19 protein-coding genes are annotated in these 17,782 nt (G+C 65.1%); 4 read left to right on the top strand and 15 right to left on the bottom strand.

From position 1 onward, the window contains the following. Nucleotides 1-151 precede the first annotated feature (151 nt). Nucleotides 152-1,477, bottom strand: a complete 1,326-nt coding sequence (locus tag AC0GNR_RS16955; protein ID WP_472899619.1) for an IS1182 family transposase — start codon at nucleotides 1,475-1,477, stop codon at nucleotides 152-154. Nucleotides 1,478-1,560: 83 nt separating this feature from the next. On the opposite strand from AC0GNR_RS16955, the gene AC0GNR_RS16950 reads away from it, so the two are divergent. After that, nucleotides 1,561-2,037 (top strand): DsrE family protein, encoded by a 477-nt coding sequence (locus AC0GNR_RS16950; RefSeq protein ID WP_472902074.1) that lies wholly within the window; start codon nucleotides 1,561-1,563, stop codon nucleotides 2,035-2,037. 21 nt (nucleotides 2,038-2,058) lie between these two features. Here AC0GNR_RS16950 and AC0GNR_RS16945 read toward each other — a convergent pair whose 3' ends face one another. Both AC0GNR_RS16945 and AC0GNR_RS16940 read right to left on the bottom strand, forming a co-directional pair. Then, a complete protein-coding gene (locus AC0GNR_RS16945; protein ID WP_472902073.1) occupies nucleotides 2,059-4,392 on the bottom strand; it encodes a methyl-accepting chemotaxis protein in 2,334 nt (777 codons plus the stop codon). Nucleotides 4,393-4,547: 155 nt separating this feature from the next. After that, a complete protein-coding gene (locus AC0GNR_RS16940; protein WP_472902072.1) occupies nucleotides 4,548-6,155 on the bottom strand; it encodes an ABC transporter permease in 1,608 nt (535 codons plus the stop codon). A 120-nt stretch (nucleotides 6,156-6,275) separates the two neighbouring features. Between AC0GNR_RS16940 and AC0GNR_RS16935 the strand changes: the two genes are divergently transcribed. Then, a complete protein-coding gene (locus tag AC0GNR_RS16935) occupies nucleotides 6,276-7,403 on the top strand; it encodes an ABC transporter ATP-binding protein (protein ID WP_472902071.1) in 1,128 nt (375 codons plus the stop codon). 43 nt (nucleotides 7,404-7,446) lie between these two features. Here AC0GNR_RS16935 and AC0GNR_RS16930 read toward each other — a convergent pair whose 3' ends face one another. The 6 genes from AC0GNR_RS16930 to AC0GNR_RS16905 form a co-directional block, all read right to left on the bottom strand. Then, nucleotides 7,447-8,088: a cyclic nucleotide-binding domain-containing protein gene (locus AC0GNR_RS16930; RefSeq protein ID WP_472902070.1), complete on the bottom strand. Its 642-nt coding sequence runs from the start codon at nucleotides 8,086-8,088 to the stop codon at nucleotides 7,447-7,449. 77 nt (nucleotides 8,089-8,165) lie between these two features. Next, nucleotides 8,166-8,555, bottom strand: coding sequence for a DUF2946 family protein (locus tag AC0GNR_RS16925; RefSeq protein ID WP_472902069.1), 390 nt, complete (start codon nucleotides 8,553-8,555; stop codon nucleotides 8,166-8,168). A gap of 35 nt (nucleotides 8,556-8,590) precedes the next feature. Further along, a complete protein-coding gene (locus tag AC0GNR_RS16920) occupies nucleotides 8,591-9,028 on the bottom strand; it encodes a hypothetical protein (protein WP_472902068.1) in 438 nt (145 codons plus the stop codon). A gap of 43 nt (nucleotides 9,029-9,071) precedes the next feature. Continuing rightward, complete coding sequence (locus tag AC0GNR_RS16915) at nucleotides 9,072-9,548, bottom strand: copper chaperone PCu(A)C (protein ID WP_472902067.1); 477 nt, start codon at nucleotides 9,546-9,548, stop codon at nucleotides 9,072-9,074. A gap of 79 nt (nucleotides 9,549-9,627) precedes the next feature. Continuing rightward, nucleotides 9,628-10,281, bottom strand: coding sequence for an SCO family protein (locus tag AC0GNR_RS16910; protein ID WP_472902066.1), 654 nt, complete (start codon nucleotides 10,279-10,281; stop codon nucleotides 9,628-9,630). A gap of 65 nt (nucleotides 10,282-10,346) precedes the next feature. Further along, the gene (locus AC0GNR_RS16905; protein WP_472902065.1) at nucleotides 10,347-10,739 is read right to left on the bottom strand and encodes a DUF2946 family protein; all 393 of its coding nucleotides are present in this window, start codon (nucleotides 10,737-10,739) and stop codon (nucleotides 10,347-10,349) included. A gap of 131 nt (nucleotides 10,740-10,870) precedes the next feature. Between AC0GNR_RS16905 and AC0GNR_RS16900 the strand changes: the two genes are divergently transcribed. Next, nucleotides 10,871-11,515 (top strand): glutathione S-transferase, encoded by a 645-nt coding sequence (locus AC0GNR_RS16900; protein ID WP_472902064.1) that lies wholly within the window; start codon nucleotides 10,871-10,873, stop codon nucleotides 11,513-11,515. A gap of 11 nt (nucleotides 11,516-11,526) precedes the next feature. On the opposite strand, the gene AC0GNR_RS16895 is transcribed toward AC0GNR_RS16900, so the two are convergent. The 6 genes from AC0GNR_RS16895 to AC0GNR_RS16870 all read right to left on the bottom strand — a co-directional run bounded on the left by AC0GNR_RS16895 (nucleotide 11,527) and on the right by AC0GNR_RS16870 (nucleotide 16,218). Then, nucleotides 11,527-12,279 (bottom strand): lysophospholipid acyltransferase family protein, encoded by a 753-nt coding sequence (locus tag AC0GNR_RS16895; protein WP_472902063.1) that lies wholly within the window; start codon nucleotides 12,277-12,279, stop codon nucleotides 11,527-11,529. Continuing rightward, a complete protein-coding gene (locus AC0GNR_RS16890) occupies nucleotides 12,276-13,619 on the bottom strand; it encodes a dihydroorotase (RefSeq protein ID WP_472902062.1) in 1,344 nt (447 codons plus the stop codon). The genes AC0GNR_RS16895 and AC0GNR_RS16890 overlap by 4 nt, the downstream gene beginning before the upstream one ends. A 112-nt stretch (nucleotides 13,620-13,731) precedes the next feature. After that, complete coding sequence (locus AC0GNR_RS16885; protein ID WP_472902076.1) at nucleotides 13,732-14,694, bottom strand: aspartate carbamoyltransferase catalytic subunit; 963 nt, start codon at nucleotides 14,692-14,694, stop codon at nucleotides 13,732-13,734. After that, a complete protein-coding gene (gene pyrR, locus AC0GNR_RS16880; protein ID WP_472902061.1) occupies nucleotides 14,691-15,206 on the bottom strand; it encodes a bifunctional pyr operon transcriptional regulator/uracil phosphoribosyltransferase PyrR in 516 nt (171 codons plus the stop codon). Before pyrR ends, AC0GNR_RS16885 begins: the two co-directional genes overlap by 4 nt. Next, the gene (gene ruvX / locus AC0GNR_RS16875) at nucleotides 15,203-15,631 is read right to left on the bottom strand and encodes a Holliday junction resolvase RuvX (protein WP_472902060.1); all 429 of its coding nucleotides are present in this window, start codon (nucleotides 15,629-15,631) and stop codon (nucleotides 15,203-15,205) included. The genes pyrR and ruvX overlap by 4 nt, the downstream gene beginning before the upstream one ends. Further along, the gene (locus AC0GNR_RS16870; RefSeq protein WP_472902059.1) at nucleotides 15,628-16,218 is read right to left on the bottom strand and encodes a YqgE/AlgH family protein; all 591 of its coding nucleotides are present in this window, start codon (nucleotides 16,216-16,218) and stop codon (nucleotides 15,628-15,630) included. Before AC0GNR_RS16870 ends, ruvX begins: the two co-directional genes overlap by 4 nt. A gap of 61 nt (nucleotides 16,219-16,279) precedes the next feature. Here AC0GNR_RS16870 and AC0GNR_RS16865 point away from each other — a divergent pair, with 61 nt between their 5' ends. Next, nucleotides 16,280-17,764, top strand: coding sequence for a cryptochrome/photolyase family protein (locus AC0GNR_RS16865; RefSeq protein ID WP_472902058.1), 1,485 nt, complete (start codon nucleotides 16,280-16,282; stop codon nucleotides 17,762-17,764). Nucleotides 17,765-17,782 lie beyond the last annotated feature (18 nt).

The following is a 17,782-nucleotide window of genomic DNA, read 5'->3' as shown; positions in this document are numbered from 1 at the left end:
CTGCGCGGCAGAACGTTTCGCGTACTGATTTGAGGACCGCTGCGCGGTGCCTCGGGCGATTTGATCGCTTCCGTTGTTTGGCGTGGTCCTTACGGCGGCCTTGGTCAGGTCTGAACGCCCCGTTTCGCGCCCCGAGATGCCCCGTTTTCCCTCAAATGCCGCGCAAACTGCACATCCGTCTCAAGTTCAGCGCCAGACACACGAGCTTGAACTCGGCCTTGACCTTGTCCAGTCCGCGCAGGCTGAACTGTCTGAACCCCAGCACGCTCTTGATCCAGCCGTTGGGCGCCTCCACGATCCACTTCCTCTTGCGGTAGGCCGCCTTGCCCTCGGGTGTCTTCAACTTGGCATCCATCGCCGCGCTGCGCGGGTACTTCCGGGCGTCAATCTCCAGCGCCTGCTTGCCCTCGCGCCCCAGCGCCACGATCAACTCGCTCGGACTGTCCTTGATCTGCTCGAACACCGACTCCGAGCGGAACCCCGCATCAGCCAGCACCTGCCTGGCGTCTTCGCACAGGTTGGCTTTCACCGCCGCCAGCAACACGGGCAGGCGGTCGCTGTCGGTGGCGTTGTTGCTCAGCTCGGCCGCCACCACGATCTGCGCGCTCTCGTCCACCGCCGTGTGCGCGTTGTAGCTGTAGTCATAGCCCCCACCGGCACGCTTCATGATCCGGCTGTCCGTGTCGGTGAAGCTCTCCTGGGCGCTGTCTTTGGGCACGCCGAAGTCGCGCTTGTAGCGCCCGCCCTTGGGTTTGCCGTCCTTGTCCCGGGGTTTGCGCTGATCGTTCTGGCTGCGCCCGCGGGCTGCATCGGCTTCTCGCTGGCGTTGTTCCAGCCGCAGCTTGGCCGCCGTGATCGCGGCCAGCCGATCGGCTCTGCGTTTGATCTCGCTGGGGATGTCGATGTCGGGTTCGTTCTTTTCCAGGTCGTCGGCCGCCTTAGCTCTGTTGAGCAGCCCGTCAATCTGCGCTTTGAGTTCGGCCTCGGCCTTGAGCATGCGCTCGTAGCTCATGGCCTTGTGACGGCTCGCATTGGCCTTGAGCTTGGTGCCGTCCACCGCCACGGTGCCCAGTTTGACCAGGCCGCACTCGCGCGCCAGGCGAACGACCTGAACGAACAAGGCCGAGAGCTCTTGCAGGTGCAGTGCCCGAAAGTCCGAGAGCGTGCGGTGCGCCGGGTAGTTCTCTGCGGCCAGCACCCGCAGCGCCACGTCTTCATGCAGTTTGGCCGCCAGCTTGCGCGAGCTGAAGGTGCCCGTGGCGTAGCCATAGATCAAGACCTTGATCATCATGGCCGGGTGAAACGGTTGGTTGCGTGGGCCGCCCTTGTCGTAACGGGCGTGAAACGCCCTCAGGTCCAGGCTGTCGACGCTGTCGCTGATGAAGTACGCCAGATGCCCTTCGGGCAGCCAGTCTTGCAGTGCGTCAGGCAGCAGTCGCTGCTGTTGCGGTTCGTAGGGGAGGTAACTTGCGGCCATGCCCACAATTTACCAAGCATTCGGACCTCATGGCGCTTCTGCCGCGCAGGCTCCTAGCCTGCTGCCTCGCTGCGCTGGCCGGCATGGCACTGCTAGCGCCCAGCGCGCAGGCGCAAGCCAGGTTTGTGCAAACGCCTTACAAAAACCCCAAGGCTTTGTTCGACATTTACCTGGACAACCCGGCCAAGATGGGCGCGGCCTTGTACTGGCTGCGCTCGTTCATGAACCCGCTGACCGAGGCGCCCTACAGCCTGTTCAACGACGACATGAGTGTGATCGTGGTGCTGCACGGCACCGAGCTGGTGACCGTGGCGAAGCAGAACGAGGACAAGTACGAATCTGTGGTGCAACGCATGCGCTACTACGCCGACCAGGGTGTGAAGTTCAAGGTGTGCGGCCTGGCGCTGCAAGATTTTGGCTACTCACTGGCCGACATGCAGGACTTTGTGGAAGTGACGCCTTCGGCCATGACCGAGCTGGTGCACTGGCAAAACCAGGGCTACGGGCTGATCACGCCGGTGGTGACCGACAAGCGTTTTTCCATTGAAGACATTCGCTGAGCGGCGCGCCCGCGCGCGCCCTTAAAACCCCAGGCGCTTGGCCGACGCGAGCACCAGCACCACGTCGCCGGTAGCGGCTGAAAACGGTGTGCCAGGTGCCAAAGCTTCTTCGGCCTGACGGAACTGGCGCCGGTTGATCAGCTCACCCACTTCCGCGGCGACCTGGTGAAACCGTTTGTGCTGCGAAATCAGGGTGGTGAAACTCGGCCGCGCGCTCAAGCGCTGGCCGTCCGCATAAATCCATTTGCCCAGTGCACAACAGTCGTCCCGCGCCAAGGTGGCGGTGTCGACCTGGTCGCGATTTTCAATGGCGTCACGCAGCTTCACTTTCCACTGGCGGTGGGCGTCAATGATGCTGTCCACGTCAATGCCTTCCACCAGCACCTTGGGCCCTCCTGCGCCCGGCAGGCGAAACTCGTCCACCTGCGCGGCCATGCGCACGGCTGCGGTGCGTTGCGCGGCGGCTGCGGTGGCGGTTTCTTCCACCAGGGTGGCGTTGGCCTGGGTGTTGCGGTCCAGCTCCTGCACCGCCTGGCCAATCTGGCCAATGCCCATGCTTTGTTCGCGGGTGCCGCTGGCCACCTCGTCGAGCAGCTGGCGCACCTGGTCGGCATGCTGGACGATTTCGCCCATGGTGTCGCCAGCGGTGCGCACCACGTGCATGCCGCTGTCCACATCGGTCACGCTCGACGCGATCAGCCGCTTGATTTCCTTGGCCGCCTCAGCACTGCGCCCGGCCAGGTTGCGCACCTCGGCAGCCACCACCGCAAACCCGCGCCCCTGCTCACCCGCCCGCGCCGACTCGACCGCTGCGTTCAGCGCCAGGATGTTGGTCTGAAAGGCAATCCCGTCAATCACGCCGATGATGTCGTTGATCTTGCGCGACGACGACTGGATGCGCTCCATGGTCTGCACCACCTCCTGCATCACCGCGCCACCGCGCTCGGCCACCTGGGCGTTGTCCACCGCGATCACCGAAGCCCGGCGCGCAGAGTCGGCCGTGTGCTCCACCGACGAGGTGGTTTCTTCCAGCGCGGCAGAAGACTGCTCCAGCGCGGCAGCCGCCGCTTCGGTGCGCGTGGACAGGTCCCGCGTGCCGTTGGCAATCTCCTGGCTCGCGTCCAACACCTCGGCACTGGCGCCCTGCACCTGCTGCACCGTTTCGCGCAGCGAGACCTGCATGAAGCCCACCTCGCGCAGCAGGTCGCTCACCTCGTCCCGGCCTTTGCTGTCGATCTGGGCGCGCAAGTCCCCCATGCTGATGGCCATGAGGTGGCGGCGCAGCACCTTGAAGCCACCAAACATGGAGCGGTAAAAACCCATGGCCAAAAACACCGCCAGCGACAAGCCCACCACCGCCACCGACAGCGTGATCCAGAGCTGGTTGAGCAGGCTCTGCTCGCGCTGCTGCAGGAGCTGGTCCAGCACCGACAGGTTGTTCTGCACCTGCTGGTATTGGGTGTCCAGGGTCCGGTTGGCCTGGGCCACAAAGGCGGGCGCATCGCCCTGCACCTGCAACGCGCCCGGCGCAAACAGCTGCGCCAGCGTTTGCACATAAGCGTCGGTGGCAGCCACGGCGTCCCGCATCAGGTTTTTGGCCAGCGCCGGCTCGGCCGCCTGCACCTTGGCCAGCTCTGTTTTGGCGTTGCCCAGTTCGTGCGCCATGAGCGCACGCAGCTCGCCCATGCGGGCCGCTTGCACCGGCTCCAGCGCACCGGCACGCAACGCGCTGGCGGCCAGGCCGCGCAGCTCACCGGTGCGGCGAATCACCTCGGGGGCGCGCATCAGGGTGGCGCTCATCAGGTAGTAAGAAGCCAGCTCGGGGTCCAAAGCCAGGCCGGAGCGGTCGGTGACGCTGGCCAGCAACTGGCTGAGCTGGCGGGAAAGCGCCGTCATGGCGGTGTAGACCTCTGTGGGCGTGGCTTGAGGCGTGTTTCGAACGCCAGCCAGCGCCTCATCAATCTGCGCCCATTCGGCCTCCAAACCCCAGGGCCTCCCCATCTGCGTGTGCAGCTGGCGAACCTGGGTCAGCTGGGCTTCGAAACGCTGGCGCACAGGCTCCACCGCCTGCGCCGAATCTCCCAGCGCCTGGCTGCGGGCGGCGTAGCGCCAGTCGTCAGAAGCCTGCATCAAGCCATAAACCTGCTGGGCATACAGCACGCCCTGGCGCTCGTTCGCCACGAAGGCCAGATCTTTGCGCTCGCCGGCCAAAAAGCCCGCCAGCAGCCACACCATAGGCAACAAAAAGGCCGTTGAAATCAGCGCCATCTTGCCCGGAAAGCGCAGGCCCCGCATGATGTTGGCAGCAGGCCGCCACAACGTCCAATTGACCAACCGCAGTCCCTTTTTACCCATGGCGCGCTTCCTTTTGTATTGCATTCGGTCTTAAGCGTATCGGCACGCTGCGCAAAAGCATTAACAAAAGAAACACGGAAACACGGCGCTTATTTGCGGCTTGGGCGGTGTGCAGACCGCGCTGGGGGCCGGTCACCGGCGCCCGGCCACGGGCATCAGCGCTGGCGCAGGGTGCGGCTCAGCAGCATCACAGGCACCAGACCCACCAGCACCAGGGTGAGCGCGGGCAGCGCGGCTTCGCCCAGGCGCTCGTCGCGCGCCAGCTGGTAAGTCACCACGGCCAGCGTGTCGCTGTTGAACGGGCGCAGCACCAGCGTGGCCGGCAGTTCTTTCATCACGTCCACAAACACCAGCAACGCAGCGGCGGCGGTGGATCGCTTCAGCAGCGGCCAGTGCACCCGCGCGGCCAGGCCCAGGCCGGTGGTGCCGAGCATGCGGGCCGAATCGTCCAGGCTGGCCGGTATGCGGGCATACCCGCTTTGCACCGACTGCAAGGCCACCGCTGTGAAGCGCACCAGATACGCCCACACAATGCCCAGCGCCGTGGCCGTGATCCAGTACCCCACGCTGGACTCGGGCCGCACCATTTGCACCCAGCCCACCGGCAGCAAAATGCCCACCACGATCACCGCGCCCGGCACCGCGTAGCCCAGGCTGGCCAGCTGCACCACGCCACGGGTGGCTGCGCTCGGGCGGGCGCGCACCGCAAACGCCAGCGCCAGCGCCAGCGCGGTGGCCAGCGCTGCGCTGAGCCCGGCCAGCCACACACTGTTGCGCGACCACTGCACAAAGGCGGTCCAGGGCAGATCGTCCCAGCCGCCAATGAGCGGGCGCAGCATGAAGAGCACCGGCAACACAAAGCCAAACAAGATGGGCAACACACACACCAGCACCGCCATGGCGGCGCGCCCGCCGCGCAAGCGCACCGGCTGGGCTTCGGTGCTGCCCGCGCGCTGGCCGCGCAAGGTGGAAAAACGCATGCGCTTCTGGGCCCGGTGCTCCAGCCACAACAACAGCGCCACGGTGGCCAGCAGCATGGTGGCCAACTGAGCGGCCGCAGACCGGTTGTCCATGGCCAGCCAGGCCTTGTAAATGCCGGCCGTGAAGGTCTGAATGCCAAAGTAGCTGGCCACGCCGAAGTCGGCCAGGGTTTCCATAAGCGCCAGCGCCACGCCCGCCGCCACGGCAGGACGCGCCAGCGGCAGGGCCACCTCGCGAATACGGCGCGACAGCGGGGCGCCCAGCAGGCGCGCGGCCTCCATCAGCTGCGCGGCGCGCTCGGTCAGGGCGGTGCGCGCCAGCAGATAAACATAGGGGTACAGCGAAAAGGTAAACACCCAGACCGCGCCGGGTGTGTTGCGAATTTCGGGGAACACGCGCCCGCGCCAACCAAACGCATCGCGCAGGCCCACCTGCAGCGGCCCGCTGAACTGCAAAAAGTCGGTGTAGGCATAGGCCACCACATAGGCTGGCATGGCCAGCGGCAGCAGCAGCGCCCATTCAAAAATGCGCCGGCCAGGGAAATCAAACAAAGTGACTGCGCTGGCCGTGCCCATGCCCACCACCGCCACACCCACCGCCACGCTCACGCACAGCAGCAGGGTGGTGAGCGCGTACTCCGGCAGCACCGTTTGCACCATCTGGCTCAGCACGTCGCGGGCGGCGGCGTCAAACTGCAGCCACGACCCGCCCAGCGACAGCACCGGCAGCGTGAGCACCAGTGCAAACAGCATCAAAGAAGCCAGAGCCAACCAGCGCAGCATGGGCAGAACGAAGTTAAAAAGTGACCGCTGGTGAGGGCACGCCGCCAACCAACAAGGCGCTGGGAGGCGGTTGACCCACATCAACACAAATGAGAATTGTAGTTATCTACAATAAGACCCATGTTCCTGAACGTCTCCCACCTCAGCGTGCAATACCCTGGCCAGCCGCAAGCGGCGGTGGACGGTGTGTCGTTGGGCTTGCGCGCAGGCGACATCGGCGTGCTCATTGGCCCGTCGGGTTGCGGCAAAACCACCCTGCTGCGCGCCGTGGCCGGGCTGGAGCGCGCCAGCAGCGGCAGCATCACCCTGCAAGGCGAAACCGTGAGCGACGGCCTGCACCACATGCCGGCCGAAGAACGCCGCATTGGCATGGTATTTCAAGATTACGCGCTGTTCCCCCACCTCGATGTGGGCCGCAACGTGGCCTTTGGCATCCACCGCCTGCCCCGCGCCGAGCGCGACCACCGGGTGGCCGAAGTGCTCAAGCTGGTGGGGCTGGACGGCATGCAAAGCCGCTTTCCGCACGAGCTGTCGGGCGGGCAACAGCAGCGCGTGGCCCTGGCCCGCGCACTGGCTCCCAACCCGCGCCTGCTGTTGCTGGACGAACCGTTTTCCAACTTGGACGTGGACCTGCGCGAGCGCCTGGCCCACGAAGTGCGCGCCATTTTGAAAGCCGCCGGAGCCACGGCGCTGTTCGTCACCCACGATCAGCTGGAAGCGTTTGCCATTGGCGACGTGATCGGCGTGATGCATGAAGGCCACCTGCACCAGTGGGACGACGCCTATGCGCTCTACCACCGCCCCGCCACCCGCTTCGTGGCCGAATTCATTGGCCACGGCGTGTTTGCGCCGGCACAGATTCGACTGGTGGGCAACGAGGTGTCGGTGCAAACCCCGCTGGGTGCCCTGAAAGATGTGGACGAATGCCCCCTGCCCAGCGCCTACGAGGCGGGCCTGTGCGACGTGCTGTTGCGAGCCGATGACATCGTGCACGACGACCATGCGCCAGTGAAGGCGCAGATCATCCGCAAGGCGTTTCGCGGCTCCGAGTTTCTCTACACGCTGCGCCTGAACAGCGGCGAAACGCTGATGACCCACGTGCCTTCCCACCACAACCACGCGGTAGGCGAATGGATCGGCATCCGCGCCGAGGTGGACCACGTGGTCACGTTTGCGCGCGGCGCAACGGCCACGTCGGCGCCGGCCCCAGGTGTGGCACGCCACCCGCCTGCGCCGGCGGGGCACTGACGGGCTGAAGCCAGCCCAAGGCCCGACCACAGCGCGCTTCACCTCACGCCGCAGCCCCAAGCGGCACGGCAGTGCTGGCCCAAGCGCTGGCGAGACGGCCTGGTGCGGCGGCCGACCAGTCGCGCACAGCGCGCACCGGCCCGCCTTTTCGGCTGCGCGGCGGCAGCAGTTGCGCCAGGGCCCGGCAGACGGTTTCGGTCTTGGCATCGACCAGCAGAGCAACCTCGCGCAGTGCAGGCAGCGCCTGGCGAACGGCATCTGCACCGTTCCCCTGCGGGCGACCAAAGGGCGGCACATCCAGCCCCATGAGCGCCAGCAGATGGGTGAGGCGCTGCAACACGCTACCGGTGCGCAGCTGCGCCATGTCCTGGCTGCGGTGCATGTGCTGCAGCAAGGCCTGTTGCAGCAAGGGCTGCGGCGGCGTGTGAGCGGCAGTCGGCACGGCCTCCAGCCGACAGGGGGTGAACGCACTGACGCTGAGCTGGTAAGGCTGGCCGCACAGGGCCTCCATACCAATCAGATCACCGGGCAACGCCAGCTGGACCGGCTGGCAGACAGGGCCACTGTGGCGATCCAGACGCACAATGCCCTGGACCACGCGCCACACCGAGCCCGACTCGCCCGCCAAAAAAACCGGTTGCTGGCTGGCACAAACCAATTCGACAGAAGAAAACGCGGATGTCATGAAATGCTCCTGAGATCGGCCCGGCGTGTGCGCCAGGCCAACGAACCAGCGAACCCCAGCGGGTCCGCAGCGAAGGTTCAGCTCAGCAGCGGCGGACCACGAGCGCCCGGGCTGGGCGCGTTCAGCACAGACGGAGTGATCGTGAGGAAAGCGGGCGGTGCCCAAAAACCACCCTCCGCAGGCAAAGCCGGCAAGCGGCGCAGCAGCGGTGCAAAGCGCTCCGCCGCCAAAGCGCAATGGCCGCAAAAGTCCAGCGCGTGGCGCAGATCGCCCGCGTGGTCTGGCTCGGTGGGCAGCGCCTGCGCCCCCAGTTGCACCCACTGCAGGCCTTCGGCGGTGCAGACCTCGACCCAGTCACCGACCACCCGCGTGCTGGCCCGTGCTCGCGAAATGCCAGGCGCGAGCACAGCGAGCAGCATCGCGACCAGCAGGCCGCGCGTCAGGGTGCGCATCAAGGGTGAGGACATGCGTGCATCAGCAGATCAAAACAACCGACAAACGATCAGCGCAGACCGTCCAGGTACAGCTTGCTCAGTTGCGCAAACTGCTCGGCGCTGAGGATCTTGCGCAGAGCTTCCACACAGCGATCGCGGCCCTTGAAATGCTCCACTTCAGCCTCGGCAATCTGCTGCATCAGCGCCTCGCGCTCGGCAGCGGGCTTGTTGCCCAGCATGGCCATGCGCAACTCACCGCGCAACGCCACGATCTTTTTTTGCACGCCGAGGCGGCCCGGCATAGCCTGCTGGCGGTAATCGGCCAACGCCTGGATCTGCTCGGCGCTCAACCTAAGGTCGACCTCGTAGCGCATGGTGAGCGGCATCAGCTCCACCACAGGAATGGCCGCATCGCCCGGCACACTTTTGGCCAGTGAGAGACCGGTGGCGGCCAACAAGGCCAGCACGATGGCACCCCGGCGCAGGGTGTTCAGTGTGTGGTGCATGGTTTCCTCCGCATAAATAGGGACAAGAAAATGGGCGACATATTCAGTGGTGCTTGTGCTCGCCCGCCTTCATGGGCATCGGTGCATTGCCACCACCCAGTGCGGTCACCGGTGCTTTGATTTCTTGCGTAAAGCGTTTTTTGGCGTCGTCTTCAAATACCAGGGTGATAGGCACGCTCTCGCCACCCTTGAGTTGTTGCTTGAGGTCCATCAGCATCACGTGGTAGCCACCGGGTTTGAGCTCCAGGGTGCGGCCAGCGGCCAGGTCCAGACCGGGGACTTGGCGCATGCGCATGATGTCGTTCTCCATCGCCATTTCGTGAATTTCCACCACCCCCGCCACCGGCGAGCTGGCCGATACGAGCCGTGCGTTGGCCGTTGGGGTGAGGCGCATGAAGGCACCCGATGCTTTTTGTGTGGACACGGTACCACGCACCCACGCGTCTTCCACCTTCACGGTGGTTTGCGCCCAAGCGCTAGCGGTGAGGGTGAGCAAGGCGGTGACGAGCAGTTTTTTCATGGGAACTCCAGTTAAAAAGTGGGTAACAAGGTGGGGAAATAAAAACGCAAAGCGCAATCAGGCTGTAGAAAAAAGCTGGCTAAACCAGTTTTTCGGCCAGCAGCTTTTGTATGTCGGCGGCGTAGTCGGCTGCGGTTTGTTCATGGCGCAGCGCCACCCGAATCTGGCCGTTGCGGTCCAGCAGGTAGGTCAATGCGGTGTGGTCCATGGTGTAGCTGCTGCCCGTGGGTATTTTTTTGAAATACACACGAAACTCGCTGGCTGCGGCCTGGATGGCGGCCGCGTCACCGGTGAGCGCCACGAAGGCCGGATCGAATGCCGCCATGTACTCGCGCAACAAGGCGGGCGTGTCGCGCTCGGGGTCCACCGTGACAAACAACAACTGCACCTGTGCCGCATCGGGCCCCAGCTGCTGCATCACCTCTGAGGCCCGGGCCAGCGCAGTGGGGCACACGTCGGGGCATTGCACAAACCCGAAATACAGCATGAGCACCTTCCCGCGGTAGTCGGCCAGTGTGCGGGGCTGCCCGGTCATGTCGGTCAGCGCCAGTTGTCGGCCGTAGGCCGCGCCCGTGACGTCAATGCCTTTGAAAGCCGGTGCTTGTGAAGCACCTGACGTGGGCCCGCAAGCCGTCAGCAGGCCGCTGAGACCCAGACACACTGCCGCCGTGAAACCCAAGGCAATGGCACGCCGTGCAGGCGCAACCACCACCGAAAACAAACCATGAGGCATGGGGCCTCCTGAAAATCCATGAACACGCGCAACCCCTTGCTACAGGGTCTGCGAACCGGGTGATTTCAGGAAGCAGCGGGGGGTGCGCGGGCGTGGGCAACGGCCCACACACCCGAGATCGTGGCGGAGAACAGGAAGGACGGCGGGGGCTCGGCGCTCAGGAAGGGGCCAACAAAGGCCAATACTCTGTCGGGTGCGCCAGCAGCACCGCCATGCAGGGTGCCCCACGGGCAAGACTCCGACATGTCTCCCATGGGGTTCGAGGGTGCCTCGCTTGGCGCGCCCAGTTCGGCACCGCCGTCGGCCTTGACCCACACCATGCCGCTCGTGCTGCACACCTCAACCCACTGGGCCTGGCCAGACGCGCTCACCACCGCTTGCGCCACCGTGGGCGTGAGCACGCCGAGCACCATGGCCAGCATTGCCAGCCCAACGGTGAAACGGCGGTAAACACGCATGAAAGACATTCCACAAGTCTATCAGCCGCCACGAGCAGGTGCACACGGGGCGCCTCTGTTGCCTGCGCGACGTACCCACAGACCCCTCGTCGCTACCATGCAGCCACCCCCAAACCAACGGAGACTCCCCCATGCTCACCCTCTGCGGATTCGCGGCCAGCAACTACTACAACAAGGTCAAACTCGCCCTGCTCGAAAAAGGCGTGCCGTTTGAAGAAGAGCTGGCCTGGGTCGGCCAGACCGACACCGCCGCCAGCCCGCTGGGCAAGGTGCCCTACCTGAAAACCGACGAAGGCACGCTGTGCGAATCCACGGTGATGCTGGAATACATTGAGGCCAAATACCCGCAGCACCCGCTGCTGCCCGCCGACCCCTTTGCAGCCGCCAAAGTGCGCGAGCTGCTGCGCTACCTCGAACTGCACCTGGAGCTGGTGGCGCGCAACCTGTACCCCGAAGCGTTTTTTGGCGGCAAGGTGAGCGACAGCGCCAAGGAAAAGACGGGCCAGCAACTGGAAAAAAACGTGGCGGCCTTTGCCAAGCTGACCCAGTTTTCACCCTTCATTGCGGGCGACACTTTCACCCTGGCCGACTGCGCCGCGCTGGTGCACCTGCCGCTGGTGAGCAGCGCCACCAAAATCATCTACGGGCGCGACTTTCTGGCCGATCTGCCGGTGCGAGACTATTTGAAGCGCCTGGGCGAGCGCGCCACGGTGCAACAGGTGGGCGCTGACCGCAAGGCCAACACCGAACTGATGCTGCAGCGCATGAAAGCCTGAAACCTGGCGCTTCAGCGGGCGCTTGGGGGCGCCTCAAGCAGGCGCTCCACCTCGGTGCGCAGGTCTTGCGCCCAGGCCCGGCGGTCACGGCCATCGTGGGTCTGTGGCTCGCCATAGGCCACCACGGCCTGCAGGCTGCTGGCGCGCAGTGTGGTCCAGATGGACGCGATCAGCGTGGTGTCACCAATGAACACCGGGGCGTCGCTGCGCTGTCCGCTCGCGCCATCCACAAACCGCAAGGCCACCGGCACCACCGGTGCCTGGGCTGCAATGGCCGCCTGAAACAGGTTGGCATGAAAAGGCAGCAGCGTGCGGCCGTCACCTGTGGTGCCCTCGGGGAACACCGCCAGCGTGTCCTGTGCCTGCAGCCGCTCGGCCATGTGGTGCACCACGCGCATGGCGTCGCGCCGGCTTTCGCGCTCAATATAGAGCGTGCCGGCGCCGGTGATCAGCGAGCCCAACACGGGCCAGTGCTTCACGTCGGCCTTGGAGACAAAGCGGGCCGGGTGTGCGGCGTTCATCACCAAAATGTCGAGCCACGACACATGGTTGGCCACCAGCAGCGCCGGGCCTGTGCCGGGCGGTGTATCGCGCACCAACAGCTCCACGCCCATGATGCACAGCATCTGGCGCGACCATTCGCGTACGTGCAACTGGGTCTGGGCGGGCGTGAGTTGGGCAAACTCGCTGCGGATGATCCACAGCCCGCGCACCACGTGGCCCACGGCACGCAGTGCGCGCCCGGTGGCGCGCAGGCGGCTCACGCAGCAAAAGCCTGATCGGTGCCCGCAGCCTGGTGGGCAAATTGCCCACCCACCAGCGTGGCACGCACGGAGACCGGCAATTCGTGGCCTTCAAAAGGCGTGTGCTTGCCCTGGCTGCGCAGCGCGCCGCGCTGCACCGTCCAGCCTTGGCTGGGGTCGAACACGCAGAGGTCGGCCACACCGCCCACCGCCAGGCGGCCCACGCTGGCCTGCAACGTACCCAGGCTGGCCCCCAGCACCGCCTGCGGGCCACGGGTGAGCACAGTCAGCGCTTGCATGAGGCTGTGGCCGTCTTGCTGCGCCCATTTGCAGGCCAGGCCCAACAGCAGTTCCACGCCGGTGGCTCCGGGTTCGGCTTCGGCAAACGGGAGTGTCTTGGCATCGCTGTCCACCGGGTTGTGGTCGGACACCAGGGCGTCGATGGTGCCGTCGGCCAGCCCCGCACGCAGCGCGTCGCGGTCGCGTTGCTGGCGCACCGGTGGCTGCAGGCGCAGGCGGCTGTCGTAAAAGCCAATGTCCACGTCGATCAGGTGCAGGTTGTGCACGCTCACATCGCAGGTCACGGGCAGGCCTTCGGCCTTGGCCTGGCGCACCAGGGCCAAGCCGGCCGCGCTGCTGATGCGGCACAGGTGCACCCTCGCACCCGGGCTGCCCGCGGGCTTGCCCTGCACCGCGCGCATGAGCTCAAACAAGGTGTGCAGCGCAATGGTTTCGGCGGCTGCCGGAATGCCCGACAAACCCAGCCGCGTGGCCAGCGGACCGCTGGCGGCCACGCCCTTGCCGAGCCAGAAGTCTTGCGGGCGCAGCCACACGGTGTAGCCAAAGGTGGCCGCGTATTGCAGCGCACGCTGCAGCACCTGCACGTTGACGATGGGCACCTCGGCCTGGCCAAAACCAATGCAGCCGGACTCGGTGAGCTCGGCCATTTCGGTCAGCACCTCGCCCTTGAGCCCGCGTGTGAGCGCGCCCAGCGGGAACACGCGCGCCAGGTGCAGTTTTTCAGCACGAAACTTGAGCATGTCCACCAGGCCCGGCTCGTCGAGCACGGGGTCGGTGTCGGGCGGGCACACCAGCGACGTGACGCCACCGGCCACGGCCGCCGCCATTTCGCTCTCCAGCATGCCGGCGTGTTCCTGGCCGGGCTCGCGCAGCCGCACCGACAAGTCCACCAGGCCAGGCGCCACCACGCAACCGCGGGCATCGATGGTGCGGTTGGGCTGAAAGTCGGGCGCGATCTGACCCATGGCGATGATGCGTCCAGCGGCAATCGCCACATCGGCCGGTTCGTCGCGTCCGGTGGCCGGGTCCATGACGCGGCCGTTCTGAATCAGGATTTTCATAGGTTGAACTCTCTCTCTGAAAGCGTGCGGCCGCAGCGCAGGGCCGCCCCAAGCAAGGCCAACCCCCTCGGGGGGCAACGACCCGCGCAGCGGCGGAGTGTGGAGGCCTTGCTCATGCATCGTGACTGGAAACGATGCCCATCACCGCCATGCGCACGGCGATGCCAAAAGTCACCTGCGGCAAGATCACACTTTGCGGGCCATCCACCACGGCCGAATCAATTTCCACGCCCCGGTTGATCGGGCCTGGGTGCATCACGATGGCGTCGGGCTTGGCCCAGTGCAGGCGCTCAGGCGTGAGGCCAAAGCTTTTGAAATACTCTTGGCTGGACGGCAGCAGCGCGCCGCTCATGCGCTCGTTTTGCAAGCGCAGGGTTATCACCACGTCGCAGTCTTTGATGCCTTCTTCCAGTGTGTGGCACACGCGCACGCCCATGTGCGACATGTCGCTCGGCACCAGGGTGCGCGGGCCGACCACGCGCACGTCCGGACAGCCCAGGGTGGTCAGCGCGTGGATGTCCGAGCGCGCCACGCGCGAGTGCAGCACATCACCCACGATGGCCACCGACAGCTGGGTGAAGTCTTTTTTGTAGTGCCGGATGGTGTACATGTCCAGCAGGCCCTGCGTAGGGTGCGCGTGGCGGCCGTCGCCCGCGTTGACCACGTGCACATGCGGAGCGACGTGCTGGGCAATCAGGTAAGGCGCGCCCGACTCGCTGTGGCGCACCACAAAGATGTCGGCCGCCATGGCGCTCAGGTTGGCAATGGTGTCCAGCAGACTCTCGCCCTTGGAGGCGGACGACCGCGCAATGTCGAGGTTGATCACGTCGGCGCTCAGGCGCGTGGCGGCAATTTCAAACGTGGTGCGGGTGCGGGTGCTGTTTTCGAAAAACAGGTTGAACACGCTCTTGCCGCGCAGCAACGGCACCTTTTTCACCTCGCGGTTGCTCACGCTCACGAAGTTGCCGGCGGTATCCAGGATGTTGGTGAGGATGTCGCGCGACAAACCTTCGGTGGACAGCAAGTGAATGAGCTCGCCGTTTTTGTTGAGCTGGGGATTGCGTGGCACGGTCAGGCCTCCTTTCTTTCCAGCACGAAGCTCAGACGCCCGCTCTCGTCGCGCGCGAGTTCGAGTGACTGGTCTTCGGGCAAATTCAGCGTGGCGGCGCACACATTGGCCTCAATGGGCAGTTCGCGCCCGCCACGGTCCGCCAGCACCGCCAGCTTCACGCTGGCAGGCCGGCCGTAGTCAAACAATTCGTTGATCACGGCGCGCAGCGTGCGCCCGGTGTAGAGCACATCGTCCACCAGCAACACATGGGCGCCGTTCACGTCAAATGGCAGCACGGTCTGCGCACTGAGCGCCAGGCCGCGCTTGGCAAAGTCGTCGCGGTGCATGCTCGATGAAATCACACCGGCGTCGCCCTCAAGTCCCAGGTCTTTTTGCAGGCGCATGGCCAGCCAGGCACCACCCGATGTGATGCCCGCCAGATACAGCGGTTGCGGCGTGGCCGCAATGAGCTTTTTCACGCCACGCAAGAGCTCGGTGTAGAGCGCTTCCGCGTCCAGCTGGATCGATTGGGTCAAGACAAACTCCTCAAAAACTGTTCCAGGATGATGCAGGCCGACGCGGCGTCGGCGTCTTTGGCGCCCAGGGCATGGGCTTCGGTGGTGCTGTAGCGCTCGTCCACCTCGAACACCGGCAGACCCGAGCGGCCACGCAACTGCCGGGCAAACTTCAGCGCTCGGGCGGTGTTTTCGTGCGCGGCACCGTCGGGGTGGTACGGCACGCCGACCACCAGGGCATCGGGCTGCCATTCCCGGATGCGCGCAGCAATTTGCACCAGGCGTGCGTCGCCCTCGGCTTTGATGGTGGCTTGCGGGGTTGCCGTGGCGGTCAAGCGGTTGCCGCTGGCCACCCCGGTGCGCTTGAGACCGTAGTCAAAAGCCAGAAAACGTTGGCAGCGTGCGGGCACCTGGGGCGAGGCTGGCATGGGGGCAGCCAGGCTCATGCGTGGCCCGCGTCGGGCGACAGCATCCAGGGCTGCAAGCCAAGCAGGGCCATGGCCCGCTCATAGCGCTCGGCCACCGGCGCGTCAAAAATCAAGCTCGGGTCGGCCTCCACGGTGAGCCAGCTGTTTTCGGTGATCTCCGACTCCAGCTGCCCCTGCGCCCAGGACGCATAGCCCAGCGTCACGAAAACCTTGCGCGGCCCCGCGCCCGACGCCATGGCTTCGAGCACGTCTTTGGAAGTGGTCATTTCCAGCCCGCCGGGGATGGACAGCGTGGAGGCGTAAACCGACTCGCCCTCACCGCCCTCAATGGCTTCGTGCAGCACAAAGCCGCGCTCGGTTTGCACCGGGCCACCTTGAAACACCGGCTGCAAGGCCAGGTCGTCACGGCCCATGGGCAGGTCCACTTTTTCAAACAACCGGGGCAACAAAATGTCGCTGGGTTTGTTGATCACCAGACCCAGCGCGCCACGTTCGCTGTGTTCACACATGAACACCACGCTGCGGCCAAATAGCTCGTCGCTGAGACCGGGCATCGCAATCAGAAAGTGATTGGTCAGATTGATGGGGGCAAAATCAGCAGACATGCGGTCATTTTAAGCCGCCCACCCCACCGCGCACGGCCGTGCCGACATTCGACTGCCTCCCATGAACACCTACACCAAAGGGCTGATGTGGTTCCGCCGCGATCTGCGTGCGCAAGACAACGCCGCGCTCTACCACGCGCTCAAGGTGTGCCGCCAAGTGTGGTGCGTGTTCGTGTTCGACACCGACATTCTGAACCCGCTGCCCCGCGCCGACCGCCGGGTGGAATTCATCCGCGAGTCGCTGGTGGAACTGGATGCCAATTTGCGCGCCCTGGGCCGAGCGAACGGCGCCGAAGGCGTGGGCCTGATCGTGCTGAACGACCAGGCGCTGACGGCCATTCCAGCGCTGGCCCAGCAGTTGCAGGTGCAGGCAGTTTTTGCGAACCACGACGCCGAGCCCGCCGCGCTGGCCCGCGACGCCCACATTTTTGGCACGCTGGCCCACGCGGGCATCTTGCTGCACAGCCACAAAGACCACGTGATCTTTGAGCGCCGCGAGGTGCTGACCCAGGCCGGCCACGCCTTTGGTGTGTTCACGCCGTACAAAAATGCCTGGTTCAAGCAACTCACGTCCTACCACCTGAAGCCTTACCCGGTGGCGCGCTACGCCAAGTCGCTGGCGGCCGTGCCCGCGCAGTGGGCTGTGCCCGTGCCGCAGCTGAGCGACATCGGGTTTGAGAAGACCAACCTGAGCACGCTGCCCATGCCCACCGGAGAAAGCGGCGCCCACCAATTGTTTGAAGACTTCGTGCAGCGCATCGACCGCTACGACGAGGCCCGCAATTTCCCTGCCGTCAAAGGCCCCAGCTACCTCAGCGTGCACCTGCGCTTTGGCACCATCTCCGTGCGGCAGATTGCGTCCGTGGCTTACCAGATGCACTTGCAGGGCATGGCCGGCGCCAGCACCTGGCTGTCCGAATTGATCTGGCGCGACTTTTACCACCAGGTGCTGGCCAACTTTCCACATGTGGTGGAAAAGGCGTTCAAGCCGGAATACGACCACATCAAGTTTGAACACGGCAAGCATGGCAAGGCGCTGTTTGCCGCCTGGTGCGAGGGGCGCACCGGTTACCCGCTGGTGGACGCCGCTATGGCCCAGATCAACCAGACCGGCTATATGCACAACCGCCTGCGCATGGTGGTAGCCAGTTTTCTGGTGAAAGACCTGGGTATCGACTGGCGCTGGGGCGAGCGCTATTTCGCCGAACACTTGATCGACTTTGACCTGGCCGCCAACAACGGCGGCTGGCAGTGGGCCAGCTCCAGTGGTTGCGACGCCCAGCCCTATTTCCGCATCTTCAACCCGGTCACGCAGAGCGAAAAGTTTGACCCGCACGGCAAATTTATCCGGCGCTACCTGCCGCAGCTGGCTGCGCTGCCCGACGCTGCCATTCACGCGCCCTGGAAAGCCAACGAAATCGAAATGGCCAGTGCGGGTGTGGTGCTGGGCACGCACTACCCGGCACCGGTGGTAGACCACGCCGAGGCACGCGAGCACACGCTGCTGCGCTACGCGGTGGTCAAAAAACCGGGCAAAGTCGGTTAGCCCCCACGCTCCGCCGCT

It is taken from the genome of Hydrogenophaga sp. LT287 (assembly GCF_055702805.1).
Note: the sequence above shows the minus strand (reverse complement) of the source record. Positions and strands in the feature narration are given on the sequence as shown.

Excerpts from the sequence above, each read along its gene's own strand:
- AC0GNR_RS16950 (WP_472902074.1), top strand. The coding sequence starts at position 1,561 with ATGGCACTGCTAGCGCCCAGCGCGCAGGCGCAAGCCAGGTTTGTGCAA.
- AC0GNR_RS16900 (WP_472902064.1), top strand. The coding sequence starts at position 10,871 with ATGCTCACCCTCTGCGGATTCGCGGCCAGCAACTACTACAACAAGGTC.
- AC0GNR_RS16865 (WP_472902058.1), top strand. The coding sequence starts at position 16,280 with ATGAACACCTACACCAAAGGGCTGATGTGGTTCCGCCGCGATCTGCGT.
- AC0GNR_RS16935 (WP_472902071.1), top strand. The coding sequence starts at position 6,276 with ATGTTCCTGAACGTCTCCCACCTCAGCGTGCAATACCCTGGCCAGCCG.
- AC0GNR_RS16905 (WP_472902065.1), bottom strand. The coding sequence starts at position 10,739 with ATGCGTGTTTACCGCCGTTTCACCGTTGGGCTGGCAATGCTGGCCATG.
- AC0GNR_RS16870 (WP_472902059.1), bottom strand. The coding sequence starts at position 16,218 with ATGTCTGCTGATTTTGCCCCCATCAATCTGACCAATCACTTTCTGATT.
- ruvX (WP_472902060.1), bottom strand. The coding sequence starts at position 15,631 with ATGAGCCTGGCTGCCCCCATGCCAGCCTCGCCCCAGGTGCCCGCACGC.
- AC0GNR_RS16940 (WP_472902072.1), bottom strand. The coding sequence starts at position 6,155 with ATGCTGCGCTGGTTGGCTCTGGCTTCTTTGATGCTGTTTGCACTGGTG.
- AC0GNR_RS16890 (WP_472902062.1), bottom strand. The coding sequence starts at position 13,619 with ATGAAAATCCTGATTCAGAACGGCCGCGTCATGGACCCGGCCACCGGA.
- AC0GNR_RS16945 (WP_472902073.1), bottom strand. The coding sequence starts at position 4,392 with ATGGGTAAAAAGGGACTGCGGTTGGTCAATTGGACGTTGTGGCGGCCT.
- AC0GNR_RS16920 (WP_472902068.1), bottom strand. The coding sequence starts at position 9,028 with ATGCACCACACACTGAACACCCTGCGCCGGGGTGCCATCGTGCTGGCC.
- AC0GNR_RS16925 (WP_472902069.1), bottom strand. The coding sequence starts at position 8,555 with ATGTCCTCACCCTTGATGCGCACCCTGACGCGCGGCCTGCTGGTCGCG.
- AC0GNR_RS16955 (WP_472899619.1), bottom strand. The coding sequence starts at position 1,477 with ATGGCCGCAAGTTACCTCCCCTACGAACCGCAACAGCAGCGACTGCTG.
- AC0GNR_RS16915 (WP_472902067.1), bottom strand. The coding sequence starts at position 9,548 with ATGAAAAAACTGCTCGTCACCGCCTTGCTCACCCTCACCGCTAGCGCT.
- AC0GNR_RS16930 (WP_472902070.1), bottom strand. The coding sequence starts at position 8,088 with ATGACATCCGCGTTTTCTTCTGTCGAATTGGTTTGTGCCAGCCAGCAA.
- AC0GNR_RS16910 (WP_472902066.1), bottom strand. The coding sequence starts at position 10,281 with ATGCCTCATGGTTTGTTTTCGGTGGTGGTTGCGCCTGCACGGCGTGCC.